This is a genomic window from Clostridium drakei (assembly GCF_000633595.2).
GTDB classification, from domain to species: domain Bacteria; phylum Bacillota; class Clostridia; order Clostridiales; family Clostridiaceae; genus Clostridium_AM; species Clostridium_AM drakei.
The window spans coordinates 80,602-101,098 of record NZ_JIBU02000001.1 but is presented as its reverse complement, the minus strand read 5'-3'; the positions used below and the strand labels follow the sequence as shown (position 1 = coordinate 101,098).

Genomic DNA, 20,497 nt, shown 5'->3' with positions numbered 1-20,497 from the left:
TTTCATCATATCTTCATTTTGCTTAATCACAAGCCAAATAATATTAATTCAAGCTTATAGTAGTTCCACTTTCACCTCTTAAAGCTAATTTTGCCTTCTCTAGTGAAGCAATAATTGCCTTTCTACCTTTTTTAGATTCAGCAAATTTTAAAGCCGCTTCAACTTTAGGAAGCATACTTCCTTTAGCAAAATAACCTTCTTCAATATATTTTCTAGCCTCTTCTGCTGTTAATTTATCTAAATCTATTTGATTTGGTTTACCAAAATTTATTGCAACCCTATCTACTCCTGTTAATATAACAAGTTCATCTGCATCAATATCCTCAGCTAATCTTTCTGAAGCAAAATCCTTATCTATTACTGCAGCTACACCTTGGAGAGTTTTATCTTCTAGCTCAATTACAGGAATTCCACCGCCTCCTGTTGAAATAACTACATTATCATTATCTATCAGTGTTTTTATAGATTCTAATTCTACTATTTTTTTAGGTTTAGGTGATGCAACTACTCTTCTATATCCACGTCCTGAATCTTCTATCATTACATAACTTTTTTCTTTTTCAAGAGCTTCTGCCTCACATTTTTTATAAAATGCACCAATAGGCTTTGTTGGATTTTTGAATCCAGAATCATCTTTATCAACAACAACTTGAGTTATAACACTTATTACTGGTTTATTGATTCCTCTTTTTACAAGTTCATCTCTTAATGCCTGTTGAATATTGTATCCAATCATCCCTTGACTCATTGCACCACAAATATCAAAAGGCATGGCAGGAGTTATTTCACTTGCATGTTCATTTTGTATTGCAATTCTACCTACCTGTGGCCCATTACCATGAGCAATTACTACTTTATGTCCTTCTTCTATTAATTCAGCAAGATGCACAACTGTTTGTTTTACAATTTCTAATTGTGCCTCTGCTGTTGGTATTGAATCTTCCGATTGAAGTGCGTTTCCACCTAATGCTATAACAATTTTTCTCATAATATTCCTCCAAAAAATTTAATATATTTTATAACTACATTCGAAAATTTTACTATATATATATTTAATTAAAGTGTTTTTCCTTTACAATTATCTTTAGTAAATGTAAAATTGTTTTTAGGATAATACCTTCTTGTTTTAATTTTTCTGTGGAGAGAGAATTATCTTCCAAGTTTTGGTGTTATCCATAATTTATTTTTTTGAAACTATAACATTTAAATTACTTAAGTTTTTTGTTTATGTAAAAATTCAGAAAATTAATATACTATTATATTTTGCTTACATTTTGCTTTACTGTTGTAGCAACTATAGCAGCTAGAACAATAGCAACCGCTATAAAAGTAAATGCTGTATTATATGACCCTCCAGATATATGAATTAAATATCCCATAGTAAAAGGAGATATAAATCCGGCAATTTGACCACCAAAGTTAACAATACTAGTACCAGTTCCTGCTATTTTTGAATCCATGCTATCTACAACTAATCCCCAGAAAATACCTTGTGCACAGAACATGAAGAATGCTGCAACGACTTGATAGAAAATACACATATTAGCAGATGATGCACTAAACGTTAGATATAAAAACATGCCTGCAAACAGTGCATTTGAAGCAAAGAACCATTTTCTATGACCTTGAGTATGATCTGATAAGTACCCTCCTATTAAAATGCCTATTGTACCTACTAAATATGGAAGTGCACCAAATATTCCTGTTTTAATTAATGAAAATCCTCTTTCTACCATTAAGTAACTAGGAAGCCAACTTACAAACCCCCAGAAAGTAATATCAAATAGAAACCAAATAATACTCAATTGCCATAAAATCGGCCTTGTCAAATATTCTTTAAATGGTATTTTTGAACCAGTATCATTTTTAACTTCATCTTGTGAAATTTCTGAAAGTTCCTCGTCTGTAATTTTAGGATGATCAGCTGGGTTATCCTTAAACTTAAACCAAATATAAATACCTAAAATTACTCCTGGTATGCCAAGTACTAAAAAAATTTTTCTCCAGCCATAAATAGATATAATAGCAGCTCCAATAATTGATGCTACAGCAGGTCCTAAAGTATTAACAGTTGATTGAATACTGGTAGCAGTTCCCCTTTGTTTACGTGGAAAATATGTAGTAATCGTTTTATAGGAAGCTCCCGGGAAACAACCTTCTCCAATTCCAAAAAGGAAACGTACTATCAATAATAATGGATAAAATAAAACTGTACCTGTAATAGTTGTAAATATAGACCACCATACTATACCTATTGATAAAAGCTTTCTAAACCCAAATTTATCTGCAAGTACTCCCCCTGGAATTTGAAACATAGCATATCCCACGAAAAATGCACTTACTATAGCTCCCTGTTCAATAGAATTAATATTAAACTCTTTACCTATAAAAGGTAATGATAAAGTAATAACCATTCTATCTATGAAAGAGAACAACCATCCTAACCATAATACAAGTAAAACCGAATACCTTACTCTCCATTTATGACTTGATTGAGAATTTATGACAACCTTTTCTTTTTTCATAGGCTCATCTCCTAACAATCATTTAATTCTATTTGCAACTTTCTAGTGTATGCAGTCCCAGAAAAATTCCTGCTATCATATCAGAGCCTGAAGTATGTCCAAATTGAAGCACTTTTTCTATACTTTTTTTTAATGATTTTTCATCAATTTCAATCAAAGCCTGATACATATCAAGCAAAGCATCATTATAACAATTCTGGAAAGCACTCATATAATAATGTATACTAATATCTGTTGTATATTTTCTTTCCTTAATAAGTTCCTTTAATTCTTTTAAAAATTCCTGTCCTAACATAGGATATATTCTATTAACAAACAAAATTCCAACTAAAAAATCATCTCCTGATGGAGTTAATCCCAATCCATATCCTATCCATTTCAATAGAGCTGACCTTATAAAATCTTTTTCTTTACTTTGAAAACTGGAACATAATCTATCTATTCTTGTATCATCCTTTCTCACTAATTGAGATAATGAGAATCCCAAGCCTGTTTTCAAATTTAAATCAATATTATTTTTTAACAAATCAAAATATGATTTTGACATGCTGTGAGGTCTCTGCTTCAGAAAATTGCTGAAACCTTTTCCTTCTCTAAGCTGTATTTCAATTCCTTTTGTTTCCAACTGTCCCTTTTCTTTATTCCAAACAAAGCTTATCTTTCTGCCATCTATCAATTCTAATAATGATGGAATATACTGTTCCTTAAGCAAAATACCATATGGTAATTTAGTATTTTGCCTATTTCCAATAAAACATAAAAATTCATTTACTTTTATATTAAAGCCACTTTCAAAGCAACTGTGAACAGCATATTCCTCATTCTCTCTCAATAGCTTCATAAGTTCAATAGAGACACTTTCGATTTGTATTTTCATCGATAATCACCTCGTGATACACATTGAAGCTTTAAGCAAATATAATTATTCTGTATATCCTAGTTTTTTCGCATATGCTAAAACTGCTTTTTCAAAACATTCAATAGGTGGATGTACTGTTCCAGCTCCAATTTGTCCTAATCCTGCTTTTTTATGAGCAATTCCAGTATTAATAACTGGAGTAATTCTCTTTTCAACAACTTTTCTAGCATCTATTCCAAGACAAATTCCTTTGAAGTTCCATGTTGGAATAATGAAATTAGGATTTTCATCAATAACAATCTCTCTCATTTGATTGCTGATTTCAAGTGCATCTTCAAAGCCTCCAGTTCCTACAAATCTGGTAACTGCAGGTGCAGCAATCATTGCCATTCCTCCAACTCCAAAGGTTTCTGTAATAGCACTATCTCCCATATCAGGACTTGCCATATCTCCATCATAGCCTGCAAAGTATAAACCTTGTGGAGTATTTACAGGAGCTGTAAACCATTCATCTCCCATTCCTGAAATTCTGATACCAAAATTTTCTCCATTTCTGCACATAGCTGTAACAATAGTTCCTACTTGAATTGTTCTCGCTGCATCCATAACTGCTTTAGCTGAAGCCATCATGATATTAAGGAAAAATTGATCCGTATCTGCAAGGAATTTAATAACTTGACTTTTATCATCTGCATTCATATCAAGTTTAACTATAACAGGACTTATTTCTCTTAAGAATGCTAAAGAAGCAGCAATATTTCTTTGATGGAATTCGTCTCCCATGGCAATAGCTTTTGCAATCATAGGATTAACTGCTAAACCGCTTTCAAAAGTTCTAAGAGCCTTTCCTAAAGTAGGACCTAACACATCTCTTATCCATCTAAGTCTTACAACTACTTCTTCAGAATAAGCTCCAAATCTTAAAACCTTACCAATTCCCTCATTTAAAGTACAATATGCTCTATTTTCATCTGTTGTATTTTCTACAACAAATACTGGCATATTAGCAGAAGTAATTCCACCCATTGGTCCAACCGCCTGTACATTATGGCATGGAATAAATCTAACTTCTCCTGAGCTTAAAAGTTCTCTTGCTTTCTCTTCCGTATCTGCCCATTCTTCAAAAAGTACTGCTCCTATACATGAACCCTGCATAGGATCTGGCATGTTTTCCCACTTTATAGGTGGACCTGCATGTAACAGAACTTTTGCCCCATTTAATTCTTGAATCACTGTTTTTGCTTGCACCACATCTAAAAGAACGGGAGATGCAGCTACTATTTTACGAATAACTGCCTGATTGGCAGCATCTATTGTTTTATAAATCATTTTAATTATCTCCAATCCCTGAAAATTTATAATTTCTCAAATAACGTAATGCTTTAATCATCTGCATATCTCCTCCTGCTGGTGGCGCCCAATTATATTGAACCACTTCACAAGAAAATTCTTTTAACACATTAGAAAAGCTTTCTAATCCAACATTAATAACCTTTGGCTTTTCTTGAAGCAATCTGCGTACAGGCTCTGATACGCTATATTGTGTGTTATCTGCATTAGTTTTCTTAGGCATAATTTTCTTTGTAATTTCATTGAATTTGTATCCAGTTAATGTAACTGCTACTTCTACCGCATACTTATTACTTTCACAAACAATAACTCCTGCATCTTCCATTTTCTTCTTCTGCTTATCATAATTTTGATAGTCTTGTCTTGTTCCACAGATAGTTGTTACAAAATATAAATCTCTATTTTCTTTTTTTGCATTATCCTGTAATTCTTTAATAGCTGGAAGTAAAGCTCCTGCCATATCTTCATGGGAACCATATCCTAACACAATGTCAAACAGTATAACTCCGGTAGTTGCATCTTTAGCTGCCTCTCTCATACATTCTACTCTCTTAGTAGGATCAATCATTGGATGTGGTTTACCTTGTGTATATACATCATCTCCAAGGTCAATTACAATATGACCTGATGAATTTAACATATAACCCTCTTGTTTTCCTAAAGATACAGACAAATCTAATGTATCCCTAATCATCATTGCCGCCTCTGCTGCCAATGTTCCTCCTGAATAGTACCCCTTAATTGTTTTGTTTTCTTTAGCTGAAAAGCTTTTATCCACATTTATGCTGCATTTATTTCCTTGTATATTTTCTTTTCTCAATAGATTTACTGCAATTCTTGCTGCTTCATCAAGTGTATATGCATGATAAAAGCTTTCTTCATGAAATTCTGGTTTTTCGCCTAAAAATAGTGTTACTACAGGCTTTTTAAAATTTCTCAAACGTTTCATAACATTGTTGCGAACTTTTTCTGCTGGTGGTTTTGATATTACTATTACTACGTCTGTATCCTTATCCTCTTCCATTGCATTAATGGAGTCCATCATAGTAATTGCTCCTATGTGTTCGGATAAATCTCTTCCTCCTGTTCCAATTGCATTTGTTACTCCTTCTCCTAAACGGTCAATAATAGTTGTTAATTCCTGTATTCCTGTTCCTGAAGCTCCTACTATTCCTATTTTTCCAGGCGTAACGTGATTTGTAAATGCTACTGGTATTCCTTTGATAATTCCTGTTCCACAATCAGGTCCCATAACTAATAACCCTTTTTTATGAGCCTTTTCCTTTAATTTTTTTTCATCTTCCAATGTAACATTGTCACTAAACATAAACACATTTAAATTCTCATCTAATGCTCTATCAGCTTCCAAAGCTGCATAAATTCCAGGAATTGATATAACTGCAAGGTTGGCATCCTGAAGCTTGTCCAATGCTTTATCCCATGAATCCACAGATTCTGATTTTGATTTTTTATTAGATTTTGATGATTGATTTTTAAAGAATTCCTCTGTTTCTTTTAGCACAGCATCTATAACATCTTCCTTTGTTTCTAAAACAATTGCCATATCATTAGCACTTGCTTCCATTAATTCAGGTGTAGCCATTCCACCTTCTTTAAATATATCTTTATTTGCAGGAGTTGCCATCATGATAGAAACTTTATCAACACCATCCATTGTGCTTATTTTATTTGTCAATAGCATAAGTATAACAGAATCGTGATAGCTTCCCTTTTTTATAATTGTTCTTAACATGAATTTACCGCCTTCCATTTTTATTCAGCAAATTTATTTTTATGATCATAACGGTTAAAGTGAATATCCTCACTGATTAAGTAATTATAGATTTCATCTACAATTTCAACTCCACCGTTGTCATATTTTGCTTTTCTAAGCAATGCTCTTTCTCCTGGGTAATATACCTTATCATTGCCTTTAGATGGTTTCATTTCTGATAGTTCATCTAATGAAGCGGACATATTCTTTTTAAAGCTTTCAATATCTGTAAATCTACTTGGATCAATTACAATATGAAGCTGTCCTAAATCTCTTCCCTTAGAAAGATCTGCATACATAGAACTTACATGTTTTCCAAATGGAACGCCTAACATTATTCCAGATAACACGTCAACCATCATCATAAGTCCATATCCTTTTGCTCCTGCAATCGGAAGTAAATTAGCTACGTTTCTTGGATCAGTAGTAGGATCTCCTTCTTCGTCTACTGCCCATGTATCTGGAATTGACTTATTTTTAGAACGTGCATCTAAAATTTTACCCCAAGCCTGAACTGTTGTAGCCATATCAAATATTACTTTTCTTTCATCTGCTGTAGGAACTCCAAAAGCAATTGGATTTGTTCCATAATAAGATTCTGATCCTCCATATGGTACTACCATAGGATCTGACTGACATAGAGTAATTGCAACTAAATCTTCTTTTGCTGCCATTTCTGCATAATATCCTATACTTCCACTGTGTGATATGTTTCTTACTCCTACCACTGCAATTCCTGTTTCTTTTGCCATTTTAATAGCTTCTTCCATAGATAATTTTGCTGCTACATATCCGCAGCCATTATCTCCATAAAATACTCCACTAGCAGGTCCAGTTTTCTCAAATTTAAACTCTGGATTTGTAGTAATACCACCCTTAGCAATTCTTTCTGCATAGTATTCTACTCTAACCGCTCCATGTGAGTGATAACCTCTTTCATCAGACCATGTTAAAATCTCAGATATAATCTCTGCATGGGAATCAGTAAGTCCAGCTTTATTTAATTTATCCTTCATCAATTGCTTTAATTTTGCTCTTTCTAGTTTCATTTATGCTTCCTCCAATAAAATTTGATTTATATTATAATTAAATTCACTAAAACCTGTACCTTAGCCAATTTAAATTTTTAACAAGTTTATAAATTATTTAAATAGATATGTAGTCAACATCTTAGCAATATCAAGTACATATTAGACAATACAATTGTTAATATTACTTGATATTGCATAAAACAAACATTTTGATTACTTAAATATGAATATTAAAGTTTTGCATCTCTATTACAATCTTTAGAATAAATGTAAGCAAATTCATCATTTCTGCCAATTCCATAAGCTGCTTGTAAGCTATATGCCCCCATAAATAGGTAATCTCCTTTTTTTACAGGAATCCATTCATTATCCAAATTGTACATACCTTCTCCTGAATAGATATATGCTCCATGTTCCTGTACATGAGTTTCTATGTAACCATGGCAAGCACCTGGTTTAAAGGAAAGTATATGGAAATTCATATCAAATCCAATATCTGTAGCAGAAGGTAGAAAATCTTTTACTAATACATCATCCATTCCTTCATAGTGTACCCATTCAACATCATTGATGTTGCCAATTACAGTATGTGACTCAAAACCTTCTATACGGTCATAGCATCTTTTATATAAGAAAGCTTTTACTTTTCTATCTCCGTTATTTTCAAAATATAATTTTTCGTTTTCTGGACAGAAAATGTAGCCTCCATCTGTTATCTCTTGTTCTTTTTCTCCATTCCATACTTTTAAATCACCTTCAAATACATAAAGAAAAGTTTCTACGCCATCTTCACCGAAGCCTAAATGATTACGTCCACCTTCATTAATAGTAAGCAAGTAATCTACAAAAGAAGCTCCTAATTTTGGAGATGCTAAGATGGTTAACTCACAATTTTCAAATCCAGGAATCACATTTTTTACAATGCCATCTGGTTCAATCAAAGCAAAGTTGCCATGTTTTACAACAGATCTGTTTGTTAAAATATCCTTTCTATATCCTGTAACTTGATTTAAATAACTCATAATTATACCTCCACTTTTTTATTACTTAAACTTTTTGCATTAAATAACACAAATAGTAATAATCCAATAACTAATAATACTGCTCCAACATAAAATCCTATTACACCAGAACCTGTTTTATCCATTACAATACCTGTAGCTGCTGGTGCGACAATTGATGATGCCATTCCAAAGAAATTAAACATTCCCAAAGTTGTAGCAAGATTCTTTTTATCTGCTTTGTCTGAAATATAAGAAATCAATACTGGATCAACTGCCATTTTTCCTAAGAATCCATAAAGTAATAATATTATTGCTAAACTAGTTGTATTTGGTGCAAACATAGATACAGCAACTAAAACAAAGGCTGAAGCTTCAAGTCCAATAATTATATACGCCTTTTTAGTTCTTATTTTATCTGAAAGACCAGCAAAGAATAATGCTCCTGGAACTGCTGTTACTGAAATCATAGATACTATAAGTCCAACTAATCCACCTTTAATTCCTCTTTCAGTCTGTAGGAATTTTGGAAGCCATGTTACAATCATATAATACGCATAACATGTACAGAAGTATAAGATATAGCATGAAATCATATTTAGTCCAAATAATGAATTCTTCTGTGCTGGTTGAGTACCCACTTCAGTGTTACTTACTTTTACTTGTTTTTCTGGTTTTACACGATCTGTGCTTTTTATTGCAAACGCAAACCATAATACAAGTAAGAAAATTAATGCTGCAGAAATAAATACCATTGTCTGCCAAGGCATTTTCATAGTTTTTACAATGTAACTAGATCCAGTCATACCTAAGATTAATCCTAAAGCAGAACCACTATTTACAATTGCTGTCGAAAAGCCCTTCTTTTCAAACGGTACATGTTGTGCTGTTAATGAAAATGCTGCTCCATAATAAGTTCCGCAACCAATACCTGCACATACACTACCTATATAAATTGATGTTAATGATTTTGAAAGTGCAATACCTAATGCACCTAAAGCAAAGATAGTAAATCCAGGTATAAGAACTTTTTTCTGACCAAACTTATCTACCAAAAATCCTGAAGGAATTTGAAGTGCTGTATATCCAAAGAAATAACAGCTTGCAATTACTCCCATTGCTGCATTTGTTTGATGTCCTATAGTTCCTTGAATTTCTGCGTAAATAGGAGATAGCATAGCTCTGTATATCCAAATTATTGTCCAACCAAGACAAAAGGTAAATACAATTCTCTTCCAATAATTACTTTGAACTGATGTTGATAAATCGTTTTCTTTTAACATTCTAAATCCCCCATCATTTAATATTAATATGCCAATTCATACAAGGATGCTTTTAACGTTTCAATTCCCTTGTTTAAATCTTCTGTTTTTGTATCTTCAGCTGGATTATGACTAATTCCTTTAATACTAGGTACAAATATCATAGCTGTTGGAATTCTTGGTGCAATTATCTGAGAATCATGTCCTGCTCCACTGTGCATAATTTTATAATCTATATTATTCTTCTTGCAGGCATTCTCAATTACACTTGTAATGTTACTATCCATTGGAACTGGGTCTTCATCCATCCAACGATCAATTTCTATTTCTACACTTGATTCCTTAGCTGCCTGTTTCATGAGCTCTTCTATTTCTTCTGTGAACTTACATAAAACTTCTTTGTCTGTATGTCTGCAATCCATTGTAAACATCGCATCTCCTGGAACTACATTTACTGTATTAGGTTTTACTAAAATTTTTCCAAAAGTTAAAACTAACGGATCTCCCACTTTTTTTGCTTTTTCAATAGACTCTGTTACAATTTTTGCAAAAACCTGAGTAACATCTTTTCTATATTTCATCAATGTTGTTCCTGCATGATTAGCTTCACCTTTTAATTTAATGTTATATCTTCTTTGTCCTACGATGCCGGAAATTACACCTACAGATATTCCTTCCATTTCTAGTGTATTTCCCTGTTCAATATGAAGTTCTACAAAAGCTTTTACATCTGGAATGGAACATGAGTTATCTTTTTTAAAATCGAATCCACATTGATGCATAGCATCTACAAAACCAATGCCATTTGCATCTTCGATATTCTCTACATCTTTTTTATCTGCTATTCCAAAAAGATTCTTGCTGCCCCAGAAAACATATGGAAATCTGCTTCCTTCTTCCTCTGCTAAGGATATTATTTCTATGTTTTTCTTAGGTTTACCATGGGCTTCTAGCAAACGTTTAATAGCTAGATATCCACCTATAATTCCTAGCTGTCCATCTAATTGTCCACCGTTTACAACTGTATCCACATGTGACCCTGTTGCAATTGTTTCATTACCGTTATCCGTTCCAATAATTTTTCCATACAAGTTGCCGATTTCATCAAACCTAGCTTCCATGCCTAATTCTTCAAACTTTTTCTTTAATGCCTTTTGTACTTCCAACCAACTTTCCGAATATAACAGTCTGCTTACTCCTCCTAAATCATCTGATCCAAAAGAAGAAATCCAACTTCTTATATCTTCGATTTCTTGTAATAATTCACTCATTACCTAAGCACCTCCACTTCTTTAACCTATGTATACATTGTATTTGGAGAACCAAATAGTAACAATATTCACTGTGGATAATTCCTCTTTTAGTTTTTTGTCCATTATGCACATTCTAAAATTTAGTATTTTAATGTAAACTAAAAAAAATACAAACTAAAAATTTAAAATATTAATACAATATTTTCATACTTAATAAGGAGGTATTCTTTTGCACTCTGTAAATTCAAACAAAATGTCTCTAGAGACATTTTGCTATAAAAAAACAAATATAGAATTGTATGCTACACTATATCGAAGCAAACAAAAAACAACCCGCGCCACTCTTTTATATTTTCATGGCGGCGGATTGCTATTTGGAAAAAGAACAGATCTTCCAGAATATCATATCAATAAATTTTGTAATGCCGGATATTCTATTCTTGCTTTTGATTATAGTTTGGCTCCTATAAATAAATTATCTCATATTATGGCTGACGTAAGCGATGCTATTAATTGGTACTTAGATAATCGTTCTAATATATTTTATTCTAAATGTCCATATTTTCTATTCGGAAGATCTGCTGGTGCATACTTGTGTCTTATTGCTGGAAATATGAATTTTCCAGAAGTTCCTAATGGAATTCTCTCTTATTATGGTTATACATTTGTTCATGATTCTTGGTATACTCAACCGAACTCATATTATATGAAATTTCCTACTATAGATATTGAAACAATCAATAAGATATGCAAAGGAGATGAATCGGCAGAAGGTTCATTAGATACACGATACAGCTTATATGTCTATGCTAGACAAACAGGAAAATGGCTATCTATGCTAATTGATAATTCCATAGAAGATTTTTATACCTCATTTTCATTTAAGAAAACAAAAGATTTCACCAATTTCCCTCCTGTATTGCTTGCTCATAGTTTTCATGATCCAGATGTGTCTTTTTCAGAATCTCAAATTTTATCTTCTCTTCTGCCCAATTCAAATTTATTCGTATCTTCTATCAAAGCACATGATTTTGACAAGGATACAAGCTGTGAAGATACTTTATCTTTAATAGAAGAATCTTTGAATTTTATTAAAGTTAATTTGTAAATAAAGAAAAGTATATTATTTTGTACATAGTAACCAAACCCGTCAGACTTGCTGGGGATTTGGTTACTCTCATAGTTTTAATTATTTTTCTTCTGTTAAAATTAAACTCAATTGTAATTGGAGTATAAAATCAGAATCATCTATTTTTCTTCCTAGAACCTCCTCACACTTTTTCATTCTATATTTTACAGTGTTTCTATGAAGAAACATCTTATTTGAAGTTTCTGTAATACTGCATTTGGATTCCAGATAAGTTCTTAAGGTGTTTCTAATTTCTAAGCTCTTCACATCCTGTGGATACGCTAATGTCTTTAAATTATATATACAAAATCCTTCTACTTCATCTTTGGAAAGCGTTTTCAATAGCTCGTTTACATTTTTTGTTTTAAAATGTTTAATAAAAGAAATATCATCTTTTTCCTCTCCAGTCTGATAGCTTTCTAACGCTCCATAATAAGAATATTTTATTGCTTCTACTTCTGATACCCTATTACCATATGAAAACGTAGCTTTTACTTGTAACATTTCCAAAAGTTTATCATGATAATATCGCAACTTTTCTTCTAAATCGCTAGTATCGTCTTGAATTAGCAATACATATCTATAATTTTCGATTTCTGGAACTAATATAATACTATTATGATAATTCTTTGAAATGTCTTTTTCTAACCACTCATAAATAAAAATATACTTTTGTTCACGATGAGAAAATTTATCAACATGAAACTTATTGTTTTTAAAAGATTCTAATGTTACTAAAACAACATAGTAAAACTTACTAGGCTTTAATCCATGCTTCTCTTCAATAGCCAGTAACTGCTGTGCCGGTAATTCCTCCATTTTATTTTTATTTAATAACAAAAGTAAAAATCTTTCATTATCTTTTAATTTATGATATAAAATGCATAAGTTTTTATATAATGAAAATTCAAATGCAAGCAAAACCTGTTCTATAACTAAAGCTGAAATATCAGCAGACAATGACTCCGAGTTAAAAATAAGTAAATAGTAAGAATTCCGCCCAAAAGCATGAAAAGGATAAATGGAGATTCTCCCCTTTTTATTCTTTGCATCAACATAATATTGTACTAAACCTGATTGTTTTTTATAAAGTGATAGAGAAAAAAATAATTCTTTTACATTTTTCATATCTCCTTCTATAAAATTATCATTGGAACCAATAATATTCCCAAGTGGGTCCATAAGTACAACTAACTTTTTTAGTATAATACCCAAATTATTTAATAAGACTTCTGTAGATGCTCCTTGAAATATAAGTGTAGAGAACTTTTTTTGGGTATTTAGTGCATAAAGCACTTCCTTATTTTGGACATTCCATAAGTAACCAAGCAGTTGATGATATATTTCCCCTAATGTAACATCCATAGGAATCTGTAAAAGAGGAAATCCCAATTCATCTGCTGTTATAATAACTTTTTCATCTAAGTAATTAATAAAACGTCCTAGTTTTATTGCCAATGCTGCACATGGCAATTCGTTTAATTTATGAATAAGCATACAAAGCTGTTCCTGATCATCCTTATACGCCATAGCTGTTGTAATAAGTAATGTATTTTTGGGTAAATATTCAGCTACATCAGGAGTCTCTGTTGATTCTATTGTCTCTATTTCTCTATACAAATCAGCCTTTTTATTAATTACTTTTAGCTTGGAAAAAGAATTTACCTTCAATAATTCAAAAATATTCATTTAACACCTCCCAGGACTATTCTAAATAACATATTAATTTGAATTATAATACTACAATAACTTCTAAAGTTAGACAAATTTCAAGACATATAATTATTATATATTTGATCAAGTAATATTTCAATTAAATATCGTTTATCTTAAAATGAAATATAATGCAACAGCTCCTTATATATAAAATAGAAGGAGCTGTTGCATTAAGCAAATTATATACCATCTATTGTTTTTCAAATAAATCTGAAAAGAGATATCCAAATAAAACTCCAATCAAAGTTAATGTATATTTGCTTATGTCCATGATATACCATATAGAAATTATTTTTAGATACTCAAGTATAGATGTGATTATAATAACACCTAAAATAAAACAAATTAATATTTTAGGTATATTCCAAGAAATTTTTCCTTGCATTCTTAATTTCTTTATTAAATTTTCAAAATTCAATAAAAATCCGAAGAGTATTGAAAACACTAATGTTAAAATCATTATAGAAAAAACATCAAACTTCTTAATTAAAATATGTGATTTGTAATTGAAAAATACACTACTAAGCAATATATACATTATTAGGATAATTAAATATATACTTGATTTAATATTCCTTATCACAAAACTCACTCCTACATGTAATATTTATATAATTATACTTTAATTTCAAGTTCAAAACAATTGTATTATTGTATTTATTTTTATTTTATGTAAATATATAAAAAACGCTGACGTGTTAACATATTTTTTATGCTAATGCGACAGCTCTTTTATTTTTATTATTCATATATCTATTGACTTTTATCTTACTTCAGCTAATGAATACTCAGTTATTTTCTCTAATAAATCTGTATATGACATATTTACGGCCTTTGCACTTTTAGGGAATAAACTATTTTTAGTCATACCTGGTAGTGTATTTAATTCAAGCACATATGGCACGCCTTCTTTTACTATCATATCTACTCTTACATACACATTACATTTTAAAACTTTCCAGCAGTTTAATGCCATTTCTTCTATTTTATTTTGAATTCCTTCTTCAAGTTTTACTATAATTTCATCTGAACCACCATCAGCATATTTTGCTGTATAATCAAAGAATTCTGCTTTAGGCTTTATAGCTATTAATGGAAGAACTTCACCATTCATCATGCAGCAAGTTACTTCATCACCTTTAATATACTTTTCTATCATAACTTCTGTATCATAATCTAATGCCAAGCTAACAGCACTTTCTATATCTTCTTTTTTCTTGATTATATTTGTAGCTACACTTGACCCTCCACAATTAGGCTTTACTACTACAGGATAGCCTATTTTTTCTATAAGATCGTAATCTATTTCTTCTACAGATTTTACAGACAACCAATCTGCTGTATTTATACCTGCTGATCTTAATATCTTTTTAGTTATATCTTTATCCATACATACACCACTTGTCAATGGTCCACATCCAGAATAAGGAATATCCATAGTTTCAAGTACTGCTTGTATTATCCCATCTTCTCCAAACTTACCATGGAGTGCTATAAAAGCAAAATCTATATCTTTTGCTTTTGCAATAATATCATCCTTTTTATCTATTACTATTGGAACAACATCATATTTCTCTTTATTAAAATATTTTACTATTTCTTTTCCTGAATTTAAGGAAACTTCTCTTTCAGAAGATATTCCACCCATTACAACTCCTATTTTCATTTTAATTCCTCCATACATTTTATTTCTCTTCTTACTTAATATTTTATACACAAGCCAAAATAAATAAAGTACCACCCTTCAGCTATTTTAACTATGATGTGGTATTTATATGTGGAATTAAATATAATATCGCTTGTGTTTCTGGAAAAATATGGTATAATAATTTACATATTCTTGTTTTCACTTCACTAAATTTTTTTATTATTGGGAGGAATATTATATTATGAAAAAGGTAGAAAACTTCGAAATAACTAGCGATGTAATTGAAGAATGCTTAAAAGAGTGTTTAGACAATTGTAATTTAAAAAAAGAAAAAAGGAAAAAAACTTCAATTAGTAATAAATAACTGAAATCTTTCTCCAATAACAGAAGATTAAAATTAATATACAGAATATTTTTTTTCAATATTTCTAAATACTGTTACAAGTATTGATGTAATAAATAAATATACTACTGCAGCTATCATAAAAGGGGTAATGGTGAAATCTCGTGTTACAATTTCCTTTGCAGCTCTGAGCAAGTCACCAATACCAATAGCTGCAACTAATGCTGTATCTTTTATAAGATTTATACTTTCATTACAAACTGCAGGAATTACGTTTCTAACAGCTTGAGGTATTATTATTTTTATCATAGTTTGTCCATAACTCATTCCAAGTGCCTTAGCAGCTTCAAATTGACCCTTATCAATAGATTCTATTCCAGCTCTAAATATTTCTGCTAAATATGCTGCATAATTTGTAGTGAATGCTATACTTGCTGCTGTTAATGGTTCTAATCTTATACCCATTACAGGAAGTCCAAAATATGTAAAAAAAAGTTGAAGCAATAAAGGAGTCCCTCTAAAAGCCCATGTATATAAACTTAATACTACTCTCAAAGGTTTTATACTTGATATTTTTCCTACTGCAATCAAAATCCCTAAAGGTATAGAAAAAACTGCAACTATTAAAAATAATTCTAAAGATATTAAACTCCCTTTTAAAATAAATCCTGTAACATCCATAAGATTAGTCAATTAAATCACTTCCCTCTTTATTTTGCAATTATATCTTTTCCAAACCACTTTTGTGAAATTTTATCTGCTGTTCCATCTGCTTTCATAGCATCTAAAGTCTTATCAAGTTCATTCTTAAAACTTACATCTGATTTTCTTATGCCTACACCATAATCTTCTTTACCAAAATCTTCATCAGCAACTTTATATTGTCCAGGTTTCTTTGATATGTAGTATCTTCCTACTACCTCATCTACAACTACAGCATCTATACGTCCTGTCTTTAAATCCATCAATGCTTCTGTGTTATTAGAATACTTTTTTACTTCTTTTATAGATTTTGTAGTGGTACTATCCGCATTTAATGCCGTTTCACTACTGCTTCCTAACTGAAGACCTACTTTCTTTCCTGCTAAATCTTTTTTAGTTTTTATATTAGAATCATTGTTTGTTACTATAATTTGTTTATTTTGAAGATATACCTTAGAAAATGTTATTTGTTGTTTTCTCTTATCTGTAATTGTAAGTCCATTCCATATAACATCTATGTCTTTATTATTTAAACTTAGTAAAACACCATCCCATTGAACTGGTTTTAATTCAACTTTTACACCCATCCTCTTTGCTGCTTCCTGTGCCATATCTATGTCAAATCCAACAATTTGACCTTTGTCATCTTTAAATCCCATCGGTGGAAAACTATCATCTAAACCTAATACAAATTTCCCTTTTTGCTGTATTTCCTTCCATGAGTTATCAGTAGCTTGTTCCTTTTTTCCACAACCAGAAATTAATACCCCCAATGTAAATATTGCAATTACTAAAAACACAAGTCTCTTTTTCATTTTTATAGCCTCCTAACAAAATACTTTCAATTAATATATTAATGATTATACTTTATCGTGCTAAATTTGTAAAGTGACAAAATGCAAAAAAGTTGTTTTTCTTAAACTAAAAAATAATAATTTATATTTTAGTTTATAAATTACAAAAATTATCTGAGTACATAACAAAAAGGCGTTTAACTAATTTTCACATCATTTAAACACCTAATTAGAACAGCATTGTTAAAATTTTCAAAACAAATAAACTATGTAAATTTTTTATTCTTCTACGCTTTCATCATCACTCATTTTTTCTTGAAGAATTACTTTAATATCTTGGAGCTCTCTTAAAATCTTTTCAATTATTTCCATTTGCTTTTCATCCATGAAAAATACCCCCTCAAATTTGTATTATTATATTATTAATTATATACAGGCTTTTAACTTTTTTCTATAGGACTTTGAAGGGTGTATTTCTATATAATTACTTATTCTTACTGTTTTTTACACAATAATTTATTATTTACTTTTTTGGTTTAGCTGTTCAAAAAGTCTGCAGCAAACTGAACATATAAGGCAGTTCCCCTACTTAATGCACTTTCGTCTATTATAAACTTATCATTATGATTTGCATACATACCAAGCTTTTCATTTCCACCACCTAAGAATACAAATATCCCTGGAACCTTATCCATATAGTAGGTAAAGTCTTCAGAAATAGTTAATTTATCCATAGGTATTAAACTATCTTCTCCATAAAGTTTTTTCACAGACTTTAATGCTGTATCTGTTAATTTGGGATCATTTATAAGTGGAGCTGGACAGTATTCATATTCTAGTGTTCCTTCAGCTCCATAGGTTTGAGCTGTATTTTCAACTACTTCTCTCATTTTCTTTTCTATAACTATTCTCACTTCCTGTGAAAATGCTCTTGTAGTTCCTTCCATAACTACTTCATTTGCAATTATATTAAATCTATCTCCACCTTTTATAGTTCCAACAGTAATAACCACTGGTTCAATTGGATTTATATTTCTGCTTACTATGCTCTGTAAATTCATAACCACTGCTGATGCAGCAACAATAGAATCTACTCCCAAATGAGGTGTAGAGCCATGACTTGCAGTTCCTCTTATTTTTATTTTGAAGGTATCTGCTGAAGCCATTCTAGCACCAGACTCTATATTGAATTTTCCATACTCCAAATTGCCCCATATATGCATACCAAATATTGCCTCTACACCTTCAAGTACATTATCTTCTTCCATTATCACCTTGGCACCAACACAAGTTTCCTCTGCTGGCTGAAATATAAATTTTATTGTACCATTAAATTGGTCTTTTATTTCAGATAATATTTTAGCTGCACTTAAAAGCATTGCTGTATGACAATCATGACCACAAGCATGCATATACTCATTATTTGATCTAAAAGGTAATTCTGTATTTTCCTTTATAGATAGTGCATCTATATCCGCTCTAAGTGCTAACGTTTTTCCCGATTTTATTCCTTTAAGAATACCTATAATACCTGTTCTTTTAAGCTTTTTAGTTTCTATACCAAATGATTTTAGTTCTCTTTCTATAAGCTCTGTTGTTCTAAATTCTTTCCATGATGGTTCGGGATTTTGATGAATGTCTCTCCTAATGTCTATAGTATATTTTTCACTTTGTTTTGCTAAATTTTTAATATCCATAATTCAACTCTTCCTTACTCTTTCATTTATTCTATTTATCTATTATTGTTTTTCCTGGTAAAACTTCATCTATTATATCACCGTTTTCTACAACAATTGTTCCATTTACAACTACATAATGAATTCCTTCTGGTTTAGCATCAGGTTTTCCTTTCCCTAGAAAATCAGATTTATCACTTATTGTTTCTATATCAAATATTACTATATCAGCATCCAATCCTTCTTTCAATCTTCCTTTACTTGTAAGTCCAAGAACCTTTGCTGGTAATAGTGTACATTTTTCTATAGCCTTAATAAGAGAAATACTCTTTTGTTCTCTTACCATTTTTCTGAAAAATCTTGGAAATGTTCCTGCATTTTGTGGATGCCCTTCTGATCTATTTCCAGAAGGACTAGGTCCTATATCTGAAGATAGCATAACATACTCCTTTAAAAGCACTTCATAAATTTCATCTTCAACACCTGTAAAACAAACTATAGTTTCATTTTTATAGTTATCCCTAAGCTCTTTATAAAGCTTTTCTGTCAGTCTCTCTCCTTTATATTTACCTGTAGAAACTAACATATCATTAAGCTTCCAATTAAATTTTTTAATATGATCTTCATCAAAAACACTAGTACCTATAGATGTAGCAAAATCTGTATACATACCACTGTCTAACCACACATTTAATCCACTTTTTCTTGCATCCTCTACAATTTCAAGTGCTTCAGTCATTATACCTGTTCCATATTGATATACAAAATGTGATATTTGAACTGCTGCACCTGTAATTTCAGCAATTTTTATAGCTTCCTTTAAAGAATCAAGATCTTTTGGTCCATCCAATCTAGTGTGTATTGCTACTAGTTTTTTATATTTAGCGGCAATACTACTAAGTGCAATAACTTCTTCAAAAGATGCTCCTGGAGCATACTCTAAACCAAAAGATAATCCAACAGCACCTTCTTCAAAAAGCTTTTTTTCTATATTTTCCATACACTTTATCTGAAAATCTGTTGCAGCTATATAAGGATTTATTAATCCTACATTCTTTCTTAAATTAAAGTGTCCTATAAATTGAGCTTGATTTATTGGAAAACCTTTTTTATCCTGTTCAAGAAAAAACTTTTTTAAATCCTCAGGAGAAAAGCCACAATTTCCTCCTATAGTTGTAGTTACTCCTTGAAATACAGACAATTCTCCACATTCTCTATGACCATCTATGTGACCATGAATATCTATAAATCCTGGACAAACAATACATCTCTGTGCATCAATTTCTTTTTTCCCACATATATTTTCTTTGGTGATTATGGCTATTTTACATTGATTAATGCCTACATTTCCATGAATCATAGTATTACTTTCTGGATCTATCAGCGTTCCATTTTTAATTAACAAATCATAAATATCCATATTTTCACCTTCCT

At 30.9% G+C, this 20,497-nt stretch carries 17 protein-coding genes; 2 read left to right on the top strand and 15 right to left on the bottom strand.

Annotated features, from left to right (window positions below; translation table 11 throughout):
* Positions 1 to 43: 43 nt before the first annotated feature.
* The 9 genes from arcC to allC all read right to left on the bottom strand — a co-directional run bounded on the left by arcC (position 44) and on the right by allC (position 11,073).
* Positions 44 to 988: a carbamate kinase gene (gene arcC / locus EG57_RS0200445; protein WP_032075357.1), complete on the bottom strand. Its 945-nt coding sequence runs from the start codon at positions 986 to 988 to the stop codon at positions 44 to 46.
* A 268-nt stretch (positions 989 to 1,256) separates the two neighbouring features.
* Positions 1,257 to 2,525, bottom strand: coding sequence for an MFS transporter (locus tag EG57_RS0200440; protein WP_032075356.1), 1,269 nt, complete (start codon positions 2,523 to 2,525; stop codon positions 1,257 to 1,259).
* Between the two features lie 28 nt (positions 2,526 to 2,553).
* The gene (locus EG57_RS0200435; protein ID WP_029162274.1) at positions 2,554 to 3,402 is read right to left on the bottom strand and encodes an oxamate carbamoyltransferase subunit AllH family protein; all 849 of its coding nucleotides are present in this window, start codon (positions 3,400 to 3,402) and stop codon (positions 2,554 to 2,556) included.
* 45 nt (positions 3,403 to 3,447) lie between these two features.
* Positions 3,448 to 4,713, bottom strand: coding sequence for a YlbE family protein (locus EG57_RS26950; RefSeq protein WP_032075355.1), 1,266 nt, complete (start codon positions 4,711 to 4,713; stop codon positions 3,448 to 3,450).
* Between the two features lies 1 nt (position 4,714).
* Positions 4,715 to 6,487 (bottom strand): acyl-CoA synthetase FdrA, encoded by a 1,773-nt coding sequence (gene fdrA, locus EG57_RS26945; protein WP_032075354.1) that lies wholly within the window; start codon positions 6,485 to 6,487, stop codon positions 4,715 to 4,717.
* A gap of 20 nt (positions 6,488 to 6,507) precedes the next feature.
* A complete protein-coding gene (gene allD / locus EG57_RS0200420; RefSeq protein WP_032075353.1) occupies positions 6,508 to 7,557 on the bottom strand; it encodes an ureidoglycolate dehydrogenase in 1,050 nt (349 codons plus the stop codon).
* Positions 7,558 to 7,769: 212 nt separating this feature from the next.
* Positions 7,770 to 8,561 carry a (S)-ureidoglycine aminohydrolase gene (gene allE / locus EG57_RS0200415; RefSeq protein ID WP_032075352.1) on the bottom strand — a complete coding sequence of 264 codons (792 nt, stop codon included), beginning with the start codon at positions 8,559 to 8,561 and terminating at the stop codon, positions 7,770 to 7,772.
* A gap of 2 nt (positions 8,562 to 8,563) precedes the next feature.
* Positions 8,564 to 9,823, bottom strand: coding sequence for an MFS transporter (locus tag EG57_RS0200410; RefSeq protein ID WP_032075351.1), 1,260 nt, complete (start codon positions 9,821 to 9,823; stop codon positions 8,564 to 8,566).
* A gap of 23 nt (positions 9,824 to 9,846) precedes the next feature.
* Entirely contained in the window at positions 9,847 to 11,073 is a 1,227-nt protein-coding gene (gene allC, locus EG57_RS0200405; RefSeq protein ID WP_032075350.1) for an allantoate deiminase, read from the bottom strand.
* 211 nt (positions 11,074 to 11,284) lie between these two features.
* Here allC and EG57_RS0200400 point away from each other — a divergent pair, with 211 nt between their 5' ends.
* A complete protein-coding gene (locus EG57_RS0200400) occupies positions 11,285 to 12,163 on the top strand; it encodes an alpha/beta hydrolase (RefSeq protein WP_084572132.1) in 879 nt (292 codons plus the stop codon).
* 81 nt (positions 12,164 to 12,244) lie between these two features.
* Here the strand turns inward: EG57_RS0200400 and EG57_RS0200395 are convergent, their stop codons facing one another.
* Together EG57_RS0200395 and EG57_RS0200385 are read right to left on the bottom strand one after the other, a co-directional pair.
* Positions 12,245 to 13,873 carry a PucR family transcriptional regulator gene (locus tag EG57_RS0200395; protein WP_032075349.1) on the bottom strand — a complete coding sequence of 543 codons (1,629 nt, stop codon included), beginning with the start codon at positions 13,871 to 13,873 and terminating at the stop codon, positions 12,245 to 12,247.
* Positions 13,874 to 14,663: 790 nt separating this feature from the next.
* A complete protein-coding gene (locus tag EG57_RS0200385; protein WP_032075347.1) occupies positions 14,664 to 15,566 on the bottom strand; it encodes a D-alanine--D-alanine ligase in 903 nt (300 codons plus the stop codon).
* Between the two features lie 223 nt (positions 15,567 to 15,789).
* On the opposite strand from EG57_RS0200385, the gene EG57_RS27210 reads away from it, so the two are divergent.
* Positions 15,790 to 15,912: a hypothetical protein gene (locus EG57_RS27210; RefSeq protein ID WP_278246428.1), complete on the top strand. Its 123-nt coding sequence runs from the start codon at positions 15,790 to 15,792 to the stop codon at positions 15,910 to 15,912.
* A 33-nt stretch (positions 15,913 to 15,945) separates the two neighbouring features.
* Here the strand turns inward: EG57_RS27210 and EG57_RS0200380 are convergent, their stop codons facing one another.
* The 4 genes from EG57_RS0200380 to EG57_RS0200365 all read right to left on the bottom strand — a co-directional run bounded on the left by EG57_RS0200380 (position 15,946) and on the right by EG57_RS0200365 (position 20,483).
* Complete coding sequence (locus EG57_RS0200380; protein WP_032075346.1) at positions 15,946 to 16,584, bottom strand: amino acid ABC transporter permease; 639 nt, start codon at positions 16,582 to 16,584, stop codon at positions 15,946 to 15,948.
* A 17-nt stretch (positions 16,585 to 16,601) separates the two neighbouring features.
* The gene (locus EG57_RS0200375; protein WP_032075345.1) at positions 16,602 to 17,408 is read right to left on the bottom strand and encodes an amino acid ABC transporter substrate-binding protein; all 807 of its coding nucleotides are present in this window, start codon (positions 17,406 to 17,408) and stop codon (positions 16,602 to 16,604) included.
* 515 nt (positions 17,409 to 17,923) lie between these two features.
* Positions 17,924 to 19,084 carry an amidohydrolase gene (locus EG57_RS0200370; protein ID WP_032075344.1) on the bottom strand — a complete coding sequence of 387 codons (1,161 nt, stop codon included), beginning with the start codon at positions 19,082 to 19,084 and terminating at the stop codon, positions 17,924 to 17,926.
* A gap of 31 nt (positions 19,085 to 19,115) precedes the next feature.
* Positions 19,116 to 20,483: an N-acyl-D-amino-acid deacylase family protein gene (locus tag EG57_RS0200365; protein ID WP_032075343.1), complete on the bottom strand. Its 1,368-nt coding sequence runs from the start codon at positions 20,481 to 20,483 to the stop codon at positions 19,116 to 19,118.
* Between the last annotated feature and the right edge of the window lie 14 nt (positions 20,484 to 20,497).